The 19,014-nt window shown below is 28.9% G+C and carries 20 protein-coding genes and 1 other RNA gene; 2 read left to right on the top strand and 19 right to left on the bottom strand.

Annotated elements, in window-relative coordinates:
- Window positions 1-335 precede the first annotated feature (335 nt).
- Window positions 336-737 (top strand): bacteriohemerythrin, encoded by a 402-nt coding sequence (locus I2E83_RS08605; RefSeq protein ID WP_195429429.1) that lies wholly within the window; start codon window positions 336-338, stop codon window positions 735-737.
- 51 nt (window positions 738-788) lie between these two features.
- Here the strand turns inward: I2E83_RS08605 and I2E83_RS08600 are convergent, their stop codons facing one another.
- The 13 genes from I2E83_RS08600 to I2E83_RS08540 form a co-directional block, all read right to left on the bottom strand.
- Window positions 789-1,127 (bottom strand): DUF1653 domain-containing protein, encoded by a 339-nt coding sequence (locus I2E83_RS08600; RefSeq protein ID WP_195263289.1) that lies wholly within the window; start codon window positions 1,125-1,127, stop codon window positions 789-791.
- 10 nt (window positions 1,128-1,137) lie between these two features.
- On the bottom strand, window positions 1,138-2,181 hold the full coding sequence (locus I2E83_RS08595) for an NADH:flavin oxidoreductase/NADH oxidase (RefSeq protein ID WP_195263288.1): 1,044 nt from the start codon (window positions 2,179-2,181) through the stop codon (window positions 1,138-1,140).
- 163 nt (window positions 2,182-2,344) lie between these two features.
- Window positions 2,345-2,713 (bottom strand): phage holin family protein, encoded by a 369-nt coding sequence (locus tag I2E83_RS08590; RefSeq protein WP_195263287.1) that lies wholly within the window; start codon window positions 2,711-2,713, stop codon window positions 2,345-2,347.
- A gap of 225 nt (window positions 2,714-2,938) precedes the next feature.
- Window positions 2,939-3,235 carry a hypothetical protein gene (locus I2E83_RS08585; RefSeq protein WP_195429427.1) on the bottom strand — a complete coding sequence of 99 codons (297 nt, stop codon included), beginning with the start codon at window positions 3,233-3,235 and terminating at the stop codon, window positions 2,939-2,941.
- 381 nt (window positions 3,236-3,616) lie between these two features.
- Window positions 3,617-3,811 carry a hypothetical protein gene (locus I2E83_RS08580; RefSeq protein WP_195429425.1) on the bottom strand — a complete coding sequence of 65 codons (195 nt, stop codon included), beginning with the start codon at window positions 3,809-3,811 and terminating at the stop codon, window positions 3,617-3,619.
- Window positions 3,812-4,070: 259 nt separating this feature from the next.
- Complete coding sequence (locus tag I2E83_RS08575) at window positions 4,071-4,472, bottom strand: DUF1259 domain-containing protein (protein ID WP_195263284.1); 402 nt, start codon at window positions 4,470-4,472, stop codon at window positions 4,071-4,073.
- A 145-nt stretch (window positions 4,473-4,617) separates the two neighbouring features.
- Window positions 4,618-4,960, bottom strand: an RNA gene (gene rnpB, locus I2E83_RS08570) — RNase P RNA component class A.
- A gap of 54 nt (window positions 4,961-5,014) precedes the next feature.
- Window positions 5,015-5,263, bottom strand: coding sequence for a hypothetical protein (locus I2E83_RS08565; protein ID WP_195263283.1), 249 nt, complete (start codon window positions 5,261-5,263; stop codon window positions 5,015-5,017).
- A 73-nt stretch (window positions 5,264-5,336) separates the two neighbouring features.
- Window positions 5,337-6,128: a Nif3-like dinuclear metal center hexameric protein gene (locus I2E83_RS08560; protein WP_195429423.1), complete on the bottom strand. Its 792-nt coding sequence runs from the start codon at window positions 6,126-6,128 to the stop codon at window positions 5,337-5,339.
- Between the two features lie 11 nt (window positions 6,129-6,139).
- Window positions 6,140-6,832 (bottom strand): class I SAM-dependent methyltransferase, encoded by a 693-nt coding sequence (locus I2E83_RS08555; protein WP_195263281.1) that lies wholly within the window; start codon window positions 6,830-6,832, stop codon window positions 6,140-6,142.
- Between the two features lie 41 nt (window positions 6,833-6,873).
- A complete protein-coding gene (gene rpoD, locus I2E83_RS08550) occupies window positions 6,874-7,986 on the bottom strand; it encodes an RNA polymerase sigma factor RpoD (protein WP_195263280.1) in 1,113 nt (370 codons plus the stop codon).
- Window positions 7,987-8,016: 30 nt separating this feature from the next.
- Complete coding sequence (gene dnaG / locus I2E83_RS08545; protein WP_195263279.1) at window positions 8,017-9,795, bottom strand: DNA primase; 1,779 nt, start codon at window positions 9,793-9,795, stop codon at window positions 8,017-8,019.
- Between the two features lie 176 nt (window positions 9,796-9,971).
- A complete protein-coding gene (locus I2E83_RS08540; RefSeq protein ID WP_195263278.1) occupies window positions 9,972-11,000 on the bottom strand; it encodes a deoxyguanosinetriphosphate triphosphohydrolase in 1,029 nt (342 codons plus the stop codon).
- A gap of 165 nt (window positions 11,001-11,165) precedes the next feature.
- On the opposite strand from I2E83_RS08540, the gene I2E83_RS08535 reads away from it, so the two are divergent.
- On the top strand, window positions 11,166-12,227 hold the full coding sequence (locus I2E83_RS08535) for a CotS family spore coat protein (RefSeq protein ID WP_195429421.1): 1,062 nt from the start codon (window positions 11,166-11,168) through the stop codon (window positions 12,225-12,227).
- A 31-nt stretch (window positions 12,228-12,258) separates the two neighbouring features.
- Here I2E83_RS08535 and ppdK read toward each other — a convergent pair whose 3' ends face one another.
- The 6 genes from ppdK to I2E83_RS08505 all read right to left on the bottom strand — a co-directional run bounded on the left by ppdK (window position 12,259) and on the right by I2E83_RS08505 (window position 19,005).
- Window positions 12,259-14,889 carry a pyruvate, phosphate dikinase gene (ppdK, locus tag I2E83_RS08530; protein ID WP_195263276.1) on the bottom strand — a complete coding sequence of 877 codons (2,631 nt, stop codon included), beginning with the start codon at window positions 14,887-14,889 and terminating at the stop codon, window positions 12,259-12,261.
- Window positions 14,890-14,980: 91 nt separating this feature from the next.
- Window positions 14,981-15,619 (bottom strand): helix-turn-helix transcriptional regulator, encoded by a 639-nt coding sequence (locus I2E83_RS08525; protein ID WP_195263275.1) that lies wholly within the window; start codon window positions 15,617-15,619, stop codon window positions 14,981-14,983.
- A gap of 204 nt (window positions 15,620-15,823) precedes the next feature.
- Window positions 15,824-16,447, bottom strand: coding sequence for a DUF4342 domain-containing protein (locus I2E83_RS08520; protein WP_195263274.1), 624 nt, complete (start codon window positions 16,445-16,447; stop codon window positions 15,824-15,826).
- Window positions 16,448-16,453: 6 nt separating this feature from the next.
- Window positions 16,454-17,203: a DNA repair protein RecO gene (gene recO, locus I2E83_RS08515; protein WP_195263273.1), complete on the bottom strand. Its 750-nt coding sequence runs from the start codon at window positions 17,201-17,203 to the stop codon at window positions 16,454-16,456.
- A 9-nt stretch (window positions 17,204-17,212) separates the two neighbouring features.
- Window positions 17,213-18,103 (bottom strand): GTPase Era, encoded by an 891-nt coding sequence (gene era, locus I2E83_RS08510; RefSeq protein WP_195263272.1) that lies wholly within the window; start codon window positions 18,101-18,103, stop codon window positions 17,213-17,215.
- Between the two features lie 200 nt (window positions 18,104-18,303).
- Window positions 18,304-19,005, bottom strand: a complete 702-nt coding sequence (locus tag I2E83_RS08505) for a diacylglycerol kinase (protein WP_195263271.1) — start codon at window positions 19,003-19,005, stop codon at window positions 18,304-18,306.
- Window positions 19,006-19,014 lie beyond the last annotated feature (9 nt).

Here is a 19,014-nt window from a genome sequence, read left to right as displayed (position 1 = left end):
ATGTATATCAAATCCATATTTTAAATTAAATTATATAAAAATTTATTATATATTACTAATTTATCCTAATTTATAACTTCTTTGTTATGTTCTTCTTTTATCATTGTGTATTTAATTTGCACATATTATAATAAATTTGTAAATTATTTAAGCTATACTAATATTATAAACTTTTACTAAACATTTAGTATACACTTAAATGATTAACATAAAAAATAAAATATATGTTTCAATTTTGCACACTATTTAAATGCTATAATTTTTTATAATTTAAAATTAAACTTTATATCATTTTAAAATTGAATCATATATATTATACTGGGGGGTATAATAATATGGGATCTTGGTCCGAAAATTTTTCTGTAAACATAGAGGTTATCGATAGTCAACATAAAGAATTATTCGATATCCTTGATAATTGCTATGAACTATTACTTAAGAATCATGACGATGATAAATATGATAAGATAATAGCAATTTTAGAGCAACTAAAAGATTATACTATTTATCATTTTAAAACTGAGGAAGAATTTATGCTAAAAAATGGGTATTCCAAATTTTTATCTCATAAATTTGCTCATGATTCATTTATAGAACAAATTAATTCTTTTGATATTTATTCAATAGATATCGATCAAAAACAGTATATTAATAATATACTAGATGTTGTTTCTAACTGGATAAAAGTACATATACTAGAGACAGATAAAAATATACATAAATATTTGAGTTTGTAACAAAAAATAGCTGATAGTACTTGTAATAACATTACTATCAGCTATTTTTAATTAATATCTAAATAATTCAAATCTATACTCTTGATCTACATTTGGATATTTTTTTCTATCTACTTCACTTAAAAACATTTCAATAGGTCTTGCATATATTCCCTTATCATCATAAAGTGCTTTATATAATACCAATTCTTTTGAGTAATTTTCTAAGTGAAAATATAAATTTCCTTTTTTATAAATATCTATCGTTGAATTTAATTCGGTATGAAAAGCTTGAAGTATCTCACTATCATTAAGAATATTTTTATCTTCTTGAATATTACTAATTCCCATAACGGCATAATAATTATTTTTAAAATGCTTATAAATAGCTGGATATTTTAAATCTCTCATATCATTCTCCTTATTTATTTTGAATGCTTCTTGGAAAGCCTAACTCATATTGTTTAGGTAAATCAGTTTTCTTATTTAGTTTAACTGCTGCTTGCAATGCCCAATATGGATTTCTAAACATAGCTCTTCCAACTGCTACAAGATCTGCTTCTTCATTACCTATTACAGCATTTGCAAGATCTGGCTCGTCTAACTTTCCAACTGCAATTACTTCTGCGTTTAACGCTTCTTTTATGGCTCTTGCATATGGAACTTGATAAGCTGCATGAGTACCTGGTCTTCCTGCTGCTGCTATTGGACCTTCTCCACCTGCACTTATATGGAACATATCTGCTCCTGCTTTTTGATATGCTCTTGCAAGTTCTATTCCTGTTTCTATTCCATATCCACCTTCAACATACTCTCTTCCTGAAATACGCATTATTAGAGGCATGTTTTCTGGCATTTCACTTTTAGCTGCTTTTATAACTTCTGAACCAAACTTTGTTAAATCTTTTCCATATTCATCATTTCTTTTATTTGTTAATGGAGAATGGAATTGATGTATTAAGTACCCATGTGCTCCATGAATTTCTATAGCATCAAATCCAGCTTTAACAGCACGTCTAACAGCTAGTCTAAACTTTTCTACCATTTCCTTTACTTCCTCTGTAGATAATTCCCTTGGAGTTTTACAAGTATCATCAAATGGTATTGGTGAAGGTGCTACAGGGATTTCAGCATCTTCTGCTTTTCTTCCAGCATGAGCAATTTGAACTGCAACCTTTGCTCCGTATTTATGACATTCATCTATAATTCTCTTTAATGGTTCTATTTGCTCATCGCACCATAATCCTAAATCATAATCTGTAATACGTCCATCTGGTTCAACATCTGTCATTTCTACTATTATTAAACCAGTTCCACCTATTGCTCTGCTTACATAATGCATATAATGCCATTCTGTTGCTATTCCATCTTTCTTTTCAACTGAGTATTGACACATTGGTGGCATAACTATTCTATTTTTTAATTCTAAACCCATTATCTTATAGGGTGTAAATAAATCCTTCATCTCTAATCACCTTTCTTTATAAGTTTAATCTATATTTAGTATAAGAAATATACTTTTACAAATCAAGTACGCACTTTTAAGTTAGTATACTTCTAAAGTAATAGAACTCTCTAACTGAGAGTTCTATTACTTTACAATTTTATAATAATTAAACTAATTAAATCTACATAACTCTTGATGGGAATATAGCATCTAATACTCCTATTACTACTGCAGCTATTAACGCTCCAATTATTGATACTCTCATATTTGGTACCAAAAATTGTGCTAAATATAAAATCACAGCTGCAATTACAAACCCTTTTACTCCTTTTCCAAATGGAGATGCATCTACACCCATAAATGCCTCTACTAAATAATCTAACACAGTTATAACAACTGCTGCTAATAAATAAGACCATAATCCATGAATACTAAATCCAGGAGTTAAAAATGATGTTATTCCTAAAATAACTGCTACTAATATTAATCTTCCAATCCATCCCAAGATGCTACTATTATTCTTTTCTTTTACATTATTATTTTGTCCCATAATAATTCCTCCTTCGTAAGATTTTATTAGTTATTTATAGTATTAACTAAATTAAAAAAATTATTTCTTAAATAAAAAACTTAAAATCTAATTTTAATATAAATTTATTAATATATATTTTTATTATTTAAATACACTTAATATAATAATTAAATTTGTTACTATATTTAATTCTAGATACTACTACAAAAAATTATTAAACTTCATATTATTCCTTATATAAAACTAGCTTCCATTTTTATTTATCTTCACTGTTCCTATAGTAACTAAAAGATCGTGTATAAAATTTGATCCTCTGCTTATTAATATTCCAGTCAGTATTATTCCCAGAAATGGTATACTTGACTTTATACTTAAAAGCTCTAATAAGTCTAATTTAGTTGAAAAAGTTATTACTAAAGCTATACAAAGCGCTCCTATTTTATCTATGGATAATTTACCATTTTGCCATATCATTTTTAAAGTTTCCCAAACACTTTCTGCTAATAAAGAAACAAAAATTAATATTATCAAATTTTCCATATTAAACTCACCTCTTTTTATATTCTTTAACTTATTTAATATTGCGAGTTATATTCTAATATTAGGTACCCTTCCTTTATAATTTATATACATTATTTAATACTATTTAAATACACTTTTTATAACCATAATTTATTATTATTAAAACTAAAATTTCTTAATTTATTAAAGTTCTAATTGACATAAAACTTGTCTTTGATTTATTATCTATATCAAGTAGTTAATTATTTTCCAGGTAGATTTTTTTCATACTGCTTTCTACCTGGTATTCTAAGATACTTAAAGTTCAACTAAAAATAGCACCTAGGATATCAATCCTAAGTGCTATTTATTTTTATCAAGTCAAAATTAAATTTATATGCTAAATATTCACTTTTTCAACTATCTATTTAAAAGAAAAATATTTTCTATCTCATTACCATTCTCATCATAATATTTCACATTTGCTCCTGCTATGTATCCTACTGTATCTCTATCAAGTACACTGCCTTGAATTTTTAATAATATATCTTCATTCATAGGCAAATCCACTTCTTTTGTTTCATTATCCCTATCACATACAATCTTTACTTTCATAAATATCATTCTCCTTTACATATCTCGTGTACAATTTTAATATGCTTAAACAAAACTAATATATTTCTAATAATGATAAATATTATGCTAGTAAAAATATACTCATTAATACTCTTAAGCGAATTAACACTTATCCTAATATAGCCTATGTAATTTGATATTTTTTTAATAAAAAAATATTATTTTTCTCTATTATTTTTATTAAAAATGAGATATCTAAAAATATAGATATCCCATAAAAATTGTTTAAACTATTATACTATCTCCTTAATACCTTTAAAGCTTCTGCAACCTTTCTAGCAAAATCCAATGGTCTATCTATTGATTCAAAATGAATATACATAAGTCTAGGATTATCAAATAGCCAATGATTATGCAATGCAGTTACTAGTATTCCTCTCGCTCTTAACGCAGATATAAAATCATTTATTTCACTTTGAAGTATAACTGTTTCTCCTAAATTAAGAGTTCTACCATTATTATCTGGAGACTCAAAAGAAAATAATGCTGACAAAGCTAATGGTGATCGTGTTCTTCTTCCTAATATTTCTGCTCTTATATTTCTCATAAATGTTACTGTACAGACATTATTATCTTTACTTAAAATATTAGCACCAAGTATCCTAGCAAATTCATTACAAGTTCTACAAAAATTCATCATAAGTTTCCCTCCATAATTAGATAAACTCCTTAATAACTAAAAGGATTCATCTATATAAACATAATATGATATTATGCTTATATTTGTTAAACATTATGGTGCATAAAAAAAGAAAAACACTAGACATTAACCTAGTGTTTTTCATGTTACGAGATAAGCCGTAAGCGGAGTTCTGTATTAAGCAATCATCTATCTAGGCTTATTGTTGCCAATAAGCTCAAGCGGTACACCCGGAAACGGAGCGGGCAACTCCTAATTGTTTCCCTATTCGACCTTGCTCCAGGTGGGGTTTACATAGCCATCATGTCACCATGATGCTGGTGAGCTCTTACCTCGCCTTTCCACCCTTACCTAAAAATTTAGGCGGTATCTCTCTGTTGCACTTTCCTTCAAGTCGCCTTGACTGGACGTTATCCAGCACCCTGCCCTATGGAGCTCCGACTTTCCTCTCCTAGATCTAGTCTAGCAGCGATTGCATGTCTTACTCGCGAAGATTATCTTAACATAATTTAATTAATAATGCAAATGATATTTTTTACAATTTACACAAATTGTAGTATTAATACTAACATAATTAATATAACCCAAGAGTAAAATCCTATTCCAGAAAGTAATAAAGTTAATAATATAAGTATGAATATACATAACCTAGCGCCTGGATTTACGCAGTTTTTAAAAAAGACTCCACCCTTTCCAATATTTTTACCTATACCATCACATATATCTTTAAAACCATCTTGAAATACTTTTGTCCATGATTTGTTTTTCTTTTTATAATATGATTTACTCATAGTTCATCTCCCAATAATATTCTTATTATTAATATTATGCTTAACCTCAAAATTTTGTGTATAAAAAAAGACCTTACACAAATGTGTAAGGATCTTCACTTTTAGTAGATATTAATATTTCTAAGTCTTGTAATTTATCTTTTATTTTGTTTATAACTTCTAAAAAAACAATCCATTCAGATGAAAAATGACCTGTATCTATTATAGATACTCCCATTTCTTTATAATCAGATGCATAATGATAAGTTGTGTCACCAGTTATTATGCAATCTGCTCCTTTTTGGTATGCTCTTTCAAAAAAGTCACTGCCACTTCCATTTATAACTGCAATATTTTTTACTTTTTCGCTACCTCTAACAACCTTTAAAGATTTTATGTTTAACTTTTCTTTAATATCTTTAATTAAATCTTCCAATTGAATATAATCTTCTAATCTAATAATTCTTCCTAGACCTTCATTACTATTTCTAGCCCTCTTATTAACCTCTAGAAGTTCTTTAGATTCATACCCTAATATATTTACTATAGTTTCATTCAAACCCTTCTCAGCTGAGTCTAGGTTAGTATGACTAGAATATAAACTGATATCATTTTTAATAAGTTCTATTATTTTTCTACCTATTAAAGTATCAGTAGTTATACTATTAGGTTTTCTAAATATAAGAGGATGATGAGTTATTATTAAATCTATCTTTTTTTCCTTTGCTTCTTCTATAACATCTAAGGTACAATCTAAAGCTAAAAGTATTTTTTCTACCTTCTTTTCTTTATCCCCTACCATTAATCCTACGTTATCAAAATCTTCTTTTAATGTTTTAGGAGCAAATTCTTCCATTATCTTAATAATATCTTTAACATTTTTCATAAGCATCTTCCTTATAGAAAATTAATCATATTAGTAATAACATCTATTTTTTCTTGTATAGATTTTCTTCTTTCACTTGCATTAACAGTACTTTCTGTAATAAAACTAATAATTCTTTTATAGTTTTCAACTTTTGAAATTAAGTATTCCTTCATTAAAGGATGTTTTTGCATTAAAAGTTTTGGACTTACTTCATAATATATTGAATCTAAACTAGTAGCTTCGCCCTCTTTTCGTCTTACCTTAAAAAGTTCATAATATATGTTTTCATCTAAACAAAGATCTTCACTTATTATTTCATAATTATTATTATAAAGATACTCTCTCAACACTTCCGGATTTTGTGCTGGTTGAAGTATTAAGTATTTCATAGAGTCAACTTTTTCAATTTGTGATTCAAGTATATCTCTAATCAAATTCCCACCCATACCTGCAATTACAGTTACTTCAACTTCATCTTTTTCTAATGCTTTAAGCCCATCACCTAGCCTAAACTCTAATTCATCTCCCATGCCTTCTAATATAGCATTTAATCTTGCTTTATCTAAAGGCTCCTTATTTATGTCTACTGCAATTGCTTTACTACAAATTCCATTTTTCAGTGCATATAAAGGAATATATCCATGATCTGTTCCTATATCTGCTAATACTGATGTGTTTTCAATGTGTTTAATTATAAAATTTAATCTTTCGCTTAGTTCCATAATTCTTCTCCTTGCTAAATTAAAATTAGCACCTTTTGGTGCTAATCTAAATAATCCTTTAATTTTTTACTTCTTGAAGGATGTCTTAACTTTCTAAGAGCTTTCGCTTCTATTTGTCTTATTCTTTCTCTTGTTACATTAAACTCTTTACCAACTTCTTCTAGAGTTCTTGCTCTTCCATCATCTAACCCAAATCTCAGTCTTAATACTTTCTCCTCTCTAGGAGTTAAAGTATCTAATACATTTATTAATTGTTCTTTAAGCATTGTAAATGCAGCTGCTTCTGCTGGTGCTAAAGCATCGTCATCTGGTATAAAGTCTCCAAGATGTGAATCTTCTTCCTCACCTATAGGAGTTTCTAGAGATACTGGTTCTTGAGCTATCTTTTGAATTTCTCTTACTTTATCTACTGGTAAATCCATAACCTTTGATATTTCTTCGGGGAATGGATCTCTTCCAAGTTCTTGTAACAATTGTCTTTGAACTCTTATTAGCTTATTTATAGTTTCTACCATATGTACAGGTATTCTAATAGTTCTTGCTTGGTCAGCAATAGCTCTTGTAATTGCCTGTCTTATCCACCATGTAGCATAAGTAGAAAATTTAAAGCCCTTTCTATAATCGAACTTTTCTACTGCTTTTATAAGCCCTAGATTTCCTTCTTGTATAAGGTCCAAAAATAGCATTCCTCTTCCAACATATCTTTTAGCAATACTTACAACAAGTCTTAAATTTGCTTCAGCTAATTTTTTCTTAGCTCTTTGGTCCCCTTGTTCTATTCTATTTGCTAATTCTATTTCTTCTTCAGAAGATAATAAAGGAACTTTTCCAATTTCTTTTAAGTACATTCTTACTGGGTCATCTATTGCAATTCCTTCTGGAATAGTTAAGTCTAAGTCTAATTCTTCTTCAACTTCATCTGCTCCATTAGGCTCACCTATAACTTCAATTCCCATTGATTCTAGCACTTCATAAATTTTTTCTATTTGTTCTGGACTTAAGTCAATATGCTCAACCTCATCCATTATTTCCTTATATGTTAAAGTACCACTTTTCCTTCCTTTATCTAGTAGATTTTTAACTATAGTCATTTTGCTATTTTTGTCCTCATTCTCTTTTTTGCCTTGTTTAGCTTTTGTTTTTTCATCTACCATTTTGTTACCTCCTTCCGTTATTGCCACCTACTACTTTGCACCTCTCTTTAACTGATCATTAACACTTTTTAATTCAATTGCGATTTGTATAGATTCTTCAATTTTCCCCTGTGATTCCAATACTTTTTGCTTGCGTTTTAATTCATTTAGTTTTTGATTCAATTTATAATTATCCAATTGCTTGATAAAATCCTGTATTAATTTTTTATTATCTTTACCTGTTAGTACATGATGTTCTTTTATTTTTACAATTTCTTCGATTGTCTTTACATTTGTACATTTTGATTCTAAAAAAGTAATTATATTATTTATATTTCCCTTTTTAGCTTCTTTAATAATAGAAAAAATCTCCTTATGTTCTGGAAGAATTAACTCATCTTGGCTTATTAATTGACTAATATAATCAAAATACTCCTCGTTTAAACATAATTTCATTAAAGATCTCTCAGCTTTTATAAACGCTGGCTCTAAATATAATTTTGTTCCATTTTCTTCCTTATTATTCATAAAATTATTTTCTTTTATATTTTTTGTCATTTCTTTTGATAATAAATCATATAATGTTTGCTCTCTTATACCTGTATTTTCAGATATTTTTTTAATATAAACATCCTTTTCTATAGAATTAACACTTGCTAATATCTCTGTAACTCTTTTTCCATATTTAATTAAATCGTTACTATCTTTAATGTTAATCCCTTCTTCTGCCTTCTTAAGCCTATAATCAATTAAGCCTTCAGCATTATTTATTAATTTTATAAATGCATCTTTTCCATTACTTCTTACATATTCGTCTGGATCTTTTCCCTGTGGAATACTTAAAACTCTAACGTCAAATCCTGCTTCTTTTAATATATCTAGACCTCTCATAGTTGCTGCTTGCCCTGCTATATCCGCATCATATGAGATTATTACCTTATCTGCATACCGTCTTAATAATCTTGCTTGATTTGTAGTTAAAGCTGTACCTAATGAAGCCACCACATTTGTTATTCCATACTGATGCAAAGTTATTAAGTCCATATATCCTTCGACAATAATGAAATATCTTTCTTGCATCTTGCTTTTTATTGCAAAGTTTAGTCCATAAAGATTAGTTCCTTTTTGAAAGACCAAGGTTTCAGGAGAATTTAAATATTTAGGTTTTGAATCATCTAAAACCCTTCCTCCAAAACCTATTACCTTCCCCCTGTAATCAAATACGGGAAATATAACCCGGTTTCTAAACCTATCATATTTATTGCCTGTTCTCTCAGATGTTGATATTAATCCAGCTTCAAGCAATAAATCATCTTTAAAACCTAACTTTCTTAAATGAAACAATAAATTATTCCAACTATCCTTTGCAAATCCTAATCCAAATCTTTTTATTGTCTCTTCCTTAATACCCCTATTTAAAAAATATTCCTTTGCTTCTTTTGTTAATCTTAAGTTTGAATAAAAGAACCTTGCTGCTTCAACATTAACTTTATAGAGTAATTCTCTCTTTTTAGCAGCCGGACTTATTCTCCCTTTATCACTTTCTATTGTAATATTAACTCTATCAGCTAAATACTTAACTGCTTCAACAAAAGGCATATTTTTATTTTTCATAACAAAAGTAATTACATTTCCTGATTCTCCACACCCAAAACATTTATATATTTGTTTATCTTGTGATACTGAAAATGAAGGTGATTTTTCATTATGAAATGGACATAGTCCTGAAAAGTTTCTTCCAGATCGCTTTAGTCTAACCGACTCAGATATTACATCTACTATATCATTTTGTTCTTTTACCTTTTCTAGAATCTCTTCAGAAATCTGCAAGGAGATTCACCTCCTTACTAATAATTTTCGTCAACTTATATTCATTTCGACATTTTTTCTCTATTTCCTTCTTTAAAGGAAATTTTTTATGAAAATTTATTAAATCTTCTTTATTTATATTCTTTATCAAATTCAAAATTCCTTTTAAATCTACACTTTTTATTGTACCCATTTATTTAATATATTACTAATTTTGGTACAAATAGAGAGTTAAATTTATTTAAACAATAATCATCACTCATTCCAGCTATATAATCTGCAACTGCTCTTTTTAATCCTTCTTCTTTAGCTATTTCTTTATATATAGTTGGTAATTCATCCACATGAGTATAGTAATAATTTATAATGTTTTCTAAAATAAATTTTGCTTTATTTCTCTCTACTTTTAAAATATCCCCTAAGTAAATATTTTTAAACATAAATCTTCTAAGCTCTGTCATAGCCTCCCAAACCTCAGTACTAAATTTTATATCAACTTCATTGTTATTTAACGCCTGTGTAGTATTTTCTATTACGTCTGTAACTAAAGTTTCAATCCTTTGAGAATGAGTTTTACCTAATACCTTTATTACTTCCTTTGGCAATACATCTTCACTTAAAAGTCCAGCCCTTATCGAATCATCGATATCATGATTTAGATATGCTATTTTATCACTTACCTTTACTACTCTTCCTTCTAATGTTTTAGCTTTATTATTTCCATTATCAAGACCACTATGATGTAATATTCCATCTATAACTTCTGTTGTTAAATTTAATCCTAAGCCGTTTTTTTCAAGTTTTTCAACTACTCTAACACTTTGTTCATTGTGTCTGAATCCACCTTCCAAAAACTCATTCAATACTTCTTCACCATTGTGTGCAAATGCTACATGCCCTAAATCATGTCCTAATGATATAGCTTCAATCAAATATTCATTTAAGCCAATTCCACTGCCTATTGTTCTTGCAATTTGAGATACTTCTAATGTATGGGTTAACCTTGTTCTATAATGATCACCAAAAGTCTTTATATAAACCTGAGTCTTGTGTTTCAATCTTCTAAAAGACTTGCTATGAATGATTCTATCTCTATCAACCATAAAGCAGGTTCTTATAGCATCACTTTTTTCATCTCTTTTTCTTCCTAAAGTTGAGGTACTAAAAGTAGCATGAGGAACTAATGTCAACCTTTCGAAATTCTCTATTTTTTCTCTTACATTCATATATCTCACCTCTATATTACATATTCTATATTTTTCTCTTTTTTCCTCTATTTAAACATATTTTATAATAATATATTTAATACCAATTATATTTTCTTTATATCAAGTATATTTTCCTTTTTTTACTAATATCTTAATAATGAATAATTATATAAGGAGATAGTAATGGAAAACCTATTATCAGATTTAAGAGAAGAACTGCTTCCTGTTAATGAAATAAAGAATAATATTTTATCTCATTATAACCTTCAGAAAGCATCTATATTCAGTATTAAATTTAAAGATACAGAAAAACAAAGGGCTGTATATAGAATAGATTTTAATAACAAAAGTTATTGTTTGAAAAAAGTTTATTATAATGAAGCAAATCTTTTATATGTATATTCTGCTATGGAATGGTGCTATAGGAATGGAATCAATGTTCCTAAATTATTACCTACTATTGATGGAAATAGATATGTTAAATATAAAGATATGCTATTTATATTGACACCTTGGCTTAAGGGTGAAAAATGTGATTTTGATAACTTAGACCATGTTTTATTATCATCGAAAACATTAGGCAAACTACATATAGCTTCTAAAAACTTTTCTCCAATAGCTGGCAGTAGCTTAAGAGAAGGTTTTGAAAATTATAACGAAACTATATCAAAACATTTTAACCAACTACTATTAAGCATTAATAATGCTCACAAATACAACGATAGATTTTCAAAAATATTCCTAGAAAATATTAATGAAAACTTAGAACTTGCCAAAATTTCATTTGAAGTATCATCATCAATTATTCCTAATGAACTTTCAAAATCTCTTTGTCATGGAGATTACGTAAATAAAAATATACTAATAGACAACAATAAAATATCTCTTATTGATTTTGATAAGTGTAAAATGGATTATTGTTCTAGAGATATATCATATTTTTTAAGAAGATTATTGAAAAGAGAAAGTACTAATTGGCAAATAAATTTAACTTTAGAAGTTCTTGGTAAATATATGGAGGAAAATACTTTAACTAGTTCAGACCTAAAATATATCTTAGCCTATATTGCTTTTCCTCAAAAATTTTGGAAATTATCAAGAGATTATTATAAAAATATAAGGAAATGTAATAAAAATGCTTTTATTCAGCTTCTTGAAAAAGGTTTAGATAGGACAGCTAATCAATTAGAATTTATTTATGAGCTTATGAATTCATTTGAAAAACATTATAATGTAAAATTTTAAAGAGGAGGTTTAACACCTCCTCTTTTATAAATTATCTTTTATTTCTAACTTGTGCTTGTGCAGCTGCTAGTCTTGCTAATGGAACTCTAAATGGTGAGCATGATACATAATCTAATCCAATATTATGACAGAACTCTACTGATGATGGATCTCCACCATGTTCTCCACATATTCCAAGTTTAATATTTGGTCTAGTTGATTTACCCTTTTCAACTGCAATCTTAACTAATTCTCCAACTCCAGTTTGATCTAGCTTAGCAAATGGATCTTGTTCGTAAATTTTCTTTTCATAGTAATCCTTTAAGAATTTAGCAGCATCATCTCTTGAGAATCCAAATGTCATTTGAGTTAAATCATTTGTTCCAAATGAGAAGAACTCTGCTTCCTTAGCAATTGAATCAGCAGTTAATGCAGCTCTTGGTATTTCTATCATAGTACCAACTTTATACTCTAATTCAACACCTTTTTCTGCCATAACTTCTTTTGCTGTCTTAACAACTATATCTTTAACATATTTTAATTCCTTTATTTCTCCAACAAGTGGAATCATTATTTCTGGAACAATATCAAAGCCTTTTGAGTTTTTAACTTCTATTGCTGCTTCAATTACAGCTCTAGTTTGCATTTCAGCTATTTCTGGATAAGAAACTGCTAATCTACATCCTCTATGACCCATCATAGGATTAAACTCATGTAATTCTTGAACAGTTGATTTTAACTCTTCAAATGTTAATCCCATTTCCTTAGCTAATGATGTTATGTCTTCATCGTTATGTGGTAAGAATTCATGTAGTGGTGGATCTAAGAATCTTATAGTTGCTGGCATTCCACCTAAAGCTTCATATATTCCAATAAAGTCTTCTCTTTGCATTGGAAGTAATTTTTCAAGAGCTTTTCTTCTTTGCTCTTCATTCTTAGCAACAATCATTTCTCTAACTGCCATTATTCTATCTTCTGCAAAGAACATATGCTCAGTTCTACATAAACCTATACCTTCTGCTCCAAACTCTACTGCTTGCTTAGTATCTCTTGGAGTATCAGCGTTAGTTCTAACCTTTAATTTTCTAATTTCATCTGCCCATCCCATGAATGTAGCAAAATGTCCTGATATTTCTGGTGTAACTGTCTTAACAGCTTCTCCATATATATTTCCTGTTGAACCATCTATTGAAATATAATCATTATCAGTATAAACTTTTCCGTTAACCTCTAAAGTCTTAGCTTCTTCATCAACTTTTAAAGTTCCACAACCTGCAACACAGCAAGTTCCCATTCCTCTAGCAACAACCGCTGCATGAGATGTCATACCACCTCTAACAGTTAATATACCTTCTGCTGCTATCATACCTTCTATATCTTCTGGTGAAGTTTCTAATCTAACTAAAACAACATTTTCACCTTTTTCTTTTCTTTCCTTAGCTTCTTCAGCTGTGAAAGCTATTTTACCACAAGCAGCTCCTGGAGATGCAGGAAGTCCTTTTGCAATTGGTGTAGCTTTCTTTAAATCTTCTGTATGGAAAGCTGGGTGAAGTAAAGAATCTAATTGATTTGGCTCAACCTTTAATATTGCTTGTTCTTTAGTTAACATTCCTTCTTCAACTAAATCAACAGCTATCTTTAAAGCTGCTTGAGCTGTTCTCTTACCATTTCTAGTTTGTAAGAAATATAACTTTCCTTCTTCTATAGTTATTTCCATGTCTTGCATGTCTCTATAGTGATTTTCTAATGTATGAACTATATCAGTAAATTGTTTATATATTGCTGGATTTTGCTCTTCTAATTTAGCTATTGGAAGTGGTGTTCTTATACCTGCAACAACGTCTTCACCTTGTGCGTTCATTAAGTACTCACCATATATTTTGTTTTCTCCAGTAGCTGGGTCTCTTGAGAATACAACTCCTGTACCTGAAGTTTCTCCTTTATTACCAAATACCATTTCTTGTACGTTAACTGCTGTACCCCATTCCCCTGGAATATCGTTTAATCTTCTATAAACTATCGCTCTTGGATTATCCCATGATCTAAATACTGCTGTAATAGCTTCAATTAATTGAGTTTTTGGATCTTGTGGGAACTCTTCTCCCATTTCTTTTTTATAAAGCTCTTTATATCTTCCAACCAATACCTTTAAGTCATCAGCTGTTAAATCAGTGTCAAATTCAACACCTTTTTCTTCTTTTATCTCATCTATTAGATTTTCAAATAATCTCTTTTCAATACCCATAACAACATCTGAGAACATTTGAATGAATCTTCTATATGAATCATATGCAAATCTTGGGTTATTAGTTAAATCAGCCATTGCAACTACTGATTGATCATTTAGTCCAAGATTTAATACTGTATCCATCATACCTGGCATTGATACTCTTGCACCTGATCTTACAGATACTAATAATGGTTTTGTTAAACTACCAAACTCTTTTCCTGTTAGCTTTTCTAGTTCTGTAATTTTTTCGTGGATTTCTTCAATAACTTCTTGTGATATTATTTTTCCATCCTCGTAATATTTATTACAAGCCTCTGTTGTAACTGTGAATCCTTGTGGTACTGGAATTCCTAGTAAAATCATTTCTGATAAATTTGCCCCTTTACCTCCTAGAAGGTTCTTCATTGAACCATTTCCTTCACTAAAAAGGTAAACGTACTTCTTTTTCTCCATCTCAATACTCCTCCGTTCAATCAAATTGAATATATATACTAACAGTACTTTTGCACTGTAGTTACCCTAATAAATTACCCATAGTCTTCTCTTAATTGCCTTCTCCAAGCTTAACAAAAAGCTTTGTTATGTTAGTTTTTGATATTTTCCCAATTATTTTAAATTGACTTTTCTCATTAGCTGTTGTTTCTATTTTTTCTACTATTGGGATACTATCGATCTCATGCTCAATAATTTTCTTTGCTAAGCTATAAGCACTATCTTCCGCATATCCACATATAATATTTGGCATTCTAGTCATTATAACTCCAACAGGAACTTTATGAATATCGGTTCCCCCTATAGCATTTTTCAAGAAATCTTTTCTAGAAACTGCACCAACTAAAACTCCGTTACTTTCTACAAACAATGTTCCTACATCATTTAAGAATAAGAATACGATTGCATCATACACTGTAGTTTCTTCACTTACTGTAACCGGTTTAGACATAATTTCTCCAACTAAAACCTTAGAAATATTCTCTAATATTCTAGTATTTTGTGCCTCTCCTAAATATACATAACCAACCTTAGGTCTAGCATCAAGTATCCCTATCATTGTTAAAATAGCTAAATCTGCTCTTAACGCTGCTCTAGTTACACCAAGATGCTCTGCTAAAGATTCACTTGTAACAGGCTGTCCTTCTTTTACTATCCTTATGATTTCCTCTTGCCTTTGTGATAATTTCAAATTTATCCCTCTTTCTGCATTTACAAGGAATATTCAGATAATTTTGATTTGTTTGATTAGTGTGATATTTACACTATAATTATAACATTTTATAAAACTTTGACTATAGTTAATTTCCCGAAAAATTAGTCATATTAGCTGAATATTCCTTTTCTGTTTATTTTATTCTACTGTATCTCCTGTTTATCTCAATTTTGCTTCAATTTAGTCCTCATCTTCGAAATTTACAGTATATGTAAATACATTTTCATCTACTTGTTTATTTTTATCGTATTGCTTTTTCTCATTATTATTGTCACTAGCCTTATTAAATTTTTCATTTTTAACTTCACTTACTTTATCTTTAACCATACAAGCAACATCTGTAGCAGCATCCTTTATTTCATTTGCAGCCTTACTTATATATTTATTAACAACTTCAACACTACCATCAGCTTTAGTTATTTCTATAGTTATTTGCGTTACAACTGCTGCAATAACAACAAAAGCTAATATAGGTGGAATAATAATAGCAATTACCCCTGCTGCTATCCCTGCATTAACAGGAACATCTACAAGTTCTTTTCCGTCCTTGCTAACTCTAATTCTAGTGACATTTCCCTTATTTATTAAGTCTTTTAACCACTTTTTAAGTTCATCTATAGTTTCATATTTTTCTTTTCCTGGATTATCTTCTATATAATCCGGCTTAATTCCCTTTATTCCTTCAATATATATTATCGCTTCTAGTACATCTCCATTGCTTACTTCAAGAGCATATTTTGCCTCTGCATAGCTTACACCAGTTCTCTCTTTAACTTGATCTACCTTTTCTAAAGTTATTCCCATATTTATTCACTCCTTTATATAATTTAACATTTCTAAGCTTTTTGGCTTTTTAGAATAGTTTGAAGATATAATAAATGTCGTGACCTTACTTATATCCCTCTTTACGTCTGCATTTACATTTAATTTATATATTTTATCCATAGGAGTCTTCATCAAAAACCTTATAGCATTATATGCAGGCTTTGAAATATAAATTCCATGTTCTCTTGAACATTCCTCACAAACCCCACCATAATGTGATAAAGATATATAATTTGATACCGATATTTTTTTCCTACAACTTATACAACTTTCTAAGTTTAACCCATACCCAGTTGCTTTTAATAATTTAAGTTCAAAGGATCTAATAAGCATTTCATAATCTAATGCATCTGTATTAAGTAGATACATACAAGTTAGAAAATCTCTAAATAACTCTTCATTAGTTTCTCCTTCTTCTACACATATATCTATTAACTCACATATGTAGGATGAATAAGTCAATTTATCTAAATTATCTAATAAACCTTGAAAAGAATTAATTATTTTACCTTCTTGAAGATTAAATAAACTTTTTCCTTTAAATAAAACATATTCCCCATAGCATAGAGGTAAAGTAAGAGATAAAAGCTTACTCTTACTTTTTCTTGATCCTTTTGCTATAGCTGTTATTTTTCCCAATTTATTTGTATATAACCATACTAGTTTATCATTTTCTTTAAATTCTTTAGTTTTTATTACTACTGCATTTAACTTATGTAGTGACAGAAACACCATCCCCTTATTTTATTTAACCTTTTTATATCCTAATTCTTTTAATAGGTTTTGATTATCTCTCCACTCTTTTCTTACCTTTACCCAAATTTTCAGATTAACCTTAGCACCTAAAAATTTTTCTATCTCGTATCTTGCACTTTCGCCTATTTTCTTTAAGCATTGACCATTCTTACCTATAATTATTCCTTTATGTGAATCCTTCTCACAAAGCATATCTACTTCAATATGCCATGTTCCACTTGGACTTTGTTTCATTTGAATTATATCAACTGCAATTCCATGTGGAATTTCTTCTCTTAATGTTCTTAAAGCCTTTTCTCTTACTATCTCTGATACAACAAACCTCTCTTGTACATCTGTTATCATATCATCCGGATAGTATTTAGGTCCTTCTGGCATTGTTTCAATCATTAATTCAACTAATTTATCAACATTTTTCCCTCTAAGTGCTGAAATAGGAATTATTTCTTTAAAATCTAATTCTGATGAATACATTTGAAGAGTCTTTGCAACTCTCTCTTGAGTAAATTCATCAATTTTATTTACTACTAAAAATACAGGAGCTTTTTGATTCTTTAAAGTCTCTATTATAAATTTATCTCCTCTTCCTATCTCCTCTTCAGGATTTATTAAGAATAATACAAGATCTACTTCTTTTATAGAATCTTTTGCTGAGTTAACCATGTATTCTCCTAATTTATGCTTAGGTTTATGTATTCCTGGTGTATCTACGAATACTAATTGATGATCTTTCCCTGTTAATATTGTTTGTATATTATTTCTAGTAGTTTGTGGTTTATTTGATACTATGGATAGTTTTTCTCCCATTATATGATTTAATAAAGTTGATTTTCCTACATTGGGTCTACCTACTATTGTTACAAATCCTGATTTAAACATTTTTCCTCCTAATTATCTAATTCTTTTAATCAATGCTTTTAGCATTACTTTTCAAAAGTTTTAATTAGATATTTATCCTTATTTTTATTAATATTATTTGCTCTTTGTATTTTCAAAATTATTGTATCTTTTATTATATCATTACTTTTACAAAATTAAAGCATTGTTAATAAGATTTATATAAGTACCGAGATACTATATTATATCTTAAATATAACAAATATCAATAATGTTAATAAAGTTCCAAATAGAGCACCAACAATAACCTCCCAGATAGAGTGAATGTTAGAATCTACTCTACTTTGCGCTGTTATTAATGCCATTAAATAACTTAATACTATACATATAGGTTCTTCTGTTATCAACGAAATTGCTGTTGCTATTGAAAATGAAAGAGCACTATGTCCACTAGGCATTCCACCTCTTAACGGCGTTCCTTCTCCAAAAATAGATTTTATTATTAAAGTAGCTAAAATTACAAATACTAATGCTATAAATATCATATAAGGTTCTGATTGCTTTACTTTGTGTATTACATCATAAGACAAATCAGATATCTTATCCCAAAATATTATATATCCTACAAGCAAAGCATTTATAGCCGTGACTAATACTGCTCCTGCTGATGCATTTTTTGCTATCTTTGCTAAAGGATGATAATGATTTGTAGACATATCTATAGTTGCTTCTATTGCTGTATTAATTATTTCAGCTCCGAGTACTAATGTGATTGTGATTGCTAAAATAAGAAATTCTATCTTCGATACATCGAATAAAAAACATGATAAAAGTACGCATAATGCTGCAAATATATGAATTTTCATATTCCTTTGTGTTCTCACAGTTTCTATAATCCCATTTATCGCATAGTTAAAGCTCTCCACCATCTTCTTTATTTTCATAAGCTACCC

The organism is Clostridium sp. D46t1_190503_E9 (assembly GCF_015555225.1).
GTDB lineage: Bacteria > Bacillota > Clostridia > Clostridiales > Clostridiaceae > Clostridium.
This window is presented reverse-complemented; position numbering and strand designations above follow the sequence as displayed.

What these genes read in the sequence shown, in the direction of transcription:
- I2E83_RS08605 (WP_195429429.1), top strand. Translation starts at nt 336, where the DNA reads ATGGGATCTTGGTCCGAAAATTTTTCTGTAAACATAGAGGTTATCGAT.
- I2E83_RS08560 (WP_195429423.1), bottom strand. Translation starts at nt 6,128, where the DNA reads ATGAAAAATGTTAAAGATATTATTAAGATAATGGAAGAATTTGCTCCT.
- ppdK (WP_195263276.1), bottom strand. Translation starts at nt 14,889, where the DNA reads ATGGAGAAAAAGAAGTACGTTTACCTTTTTAGTGAAGGAAATGGTTCA.
- I2E83_RS08555 (WP_195263281.1), bottom strand. Translation starts at nt 6,832, where the DNA reads ATGGAACTAAGCGAAAGATTAAATTTTATAATTAAACACATTGAAAAC.
- I2E83_RS08590 (WP_195263287.1), bottom strand. Translation starts at nt 2,713, where the DNA reads ATGGGACAAAATAATAATGTAAAAGAAAAGAATAATAGTAGCATCTTG.
- I2E83_RS08585 (WP_195429427.1), bottom strand. Translation starts at nt 3,235, where the DNA reads ATGGAAAATTTGATAATATTAATTTTTGTTTCTTTATTAGCAGAAAGT.
- I2E83_RS08520 (WP_195263274.1), bottom strand. Translation starts at nt 16,447, where the DNA reads ATGGGAATAACTTTAGAAAAGGTAGATCAAGTTAAAGAGAGAACTGGT.
- I2E83_RS08565 (WP_195263283.1), bottom strand. Translation starts at nt 5,263, where the DNA reads ATGAGTAAATCATATTATAAAAAGAAAAACAAATCATGGACAAAAGTA.
- I2E83_RS08595 (WP_195263288.1), bottom strand. Translation starts at nt 2,181, where the DNA reads ATGAAGGATTTATTTACACCCTATAAGATAATGGGTTTAGAATTAAAA.
- I2E83_RS08535 (WP_195429421.1), top strand. Translation starts at nt 11,166, where the DNA reads ATGGAAAACCTATTATCAGATTTAAGAGAAGAACTGCTTCCTGTTAAT.
- I2E83_RS08540 (WP_195263278.1), bottom strand. Translation starts at nt 11,000, where the DNA reads ATGAATGTAAGAGAAAAAATAGAGAATTTCGAAAGGTTGACATTAGTT.
- I2E83_RS08505 (WP_195263271.1), bottom strand. Translation starts at nt 19,005, where the DNA reads ATGAAAATAAAGAAGATGGTGGAGAGCTTTAACTATGCGATAAATGGG.
- recO (WP_195263273.1), bottom strand. Translation starts at nt 17,203, where the DNA reads ATGGTGTTTCTGTCACTACATAAGTTAAATGCAGTAGTAATAAAAACT.
- I2E83_RS08575 (WP_195263284.1), bottom strand. Translation starts at nt 4,472, where the DNA reads ATGATGAATTTTTGTAGAACTTGTAATGAATTTGCTAGGATACTTGGT.
- era (WP_195263272.1), bottom strand. Translation starts at nt 18,103, where the DNA reads ATGTTTAAATCAGGATTTGTAACAATAGTAGGTAGACCCAATGTAGGA.
- rpoD (WP_195263280.1), bottom strand. Translation starts at nt 7,986, where the DNA reads ATGGTAGATGAAAAAACAAAAGCTAAACAAGGCAAAAAAGAGAATGAG.
- I2E83_RS08580 (WP_195429425.1), bottom strand. Translation starts at nt 3,811, where the DNA reads ATGAAAGTAAAGATTGTATGTGATAGGGATAATGAAACAAAAGAAGTG.
- I2E83_RS08600 (WP_195263289.1), bottom strand. Translation starts at nt 1,127, where the DNA reads ATGAGAGATTTAAAATATCCAGCTATTTATAAGCATTTTAAAAATAAT.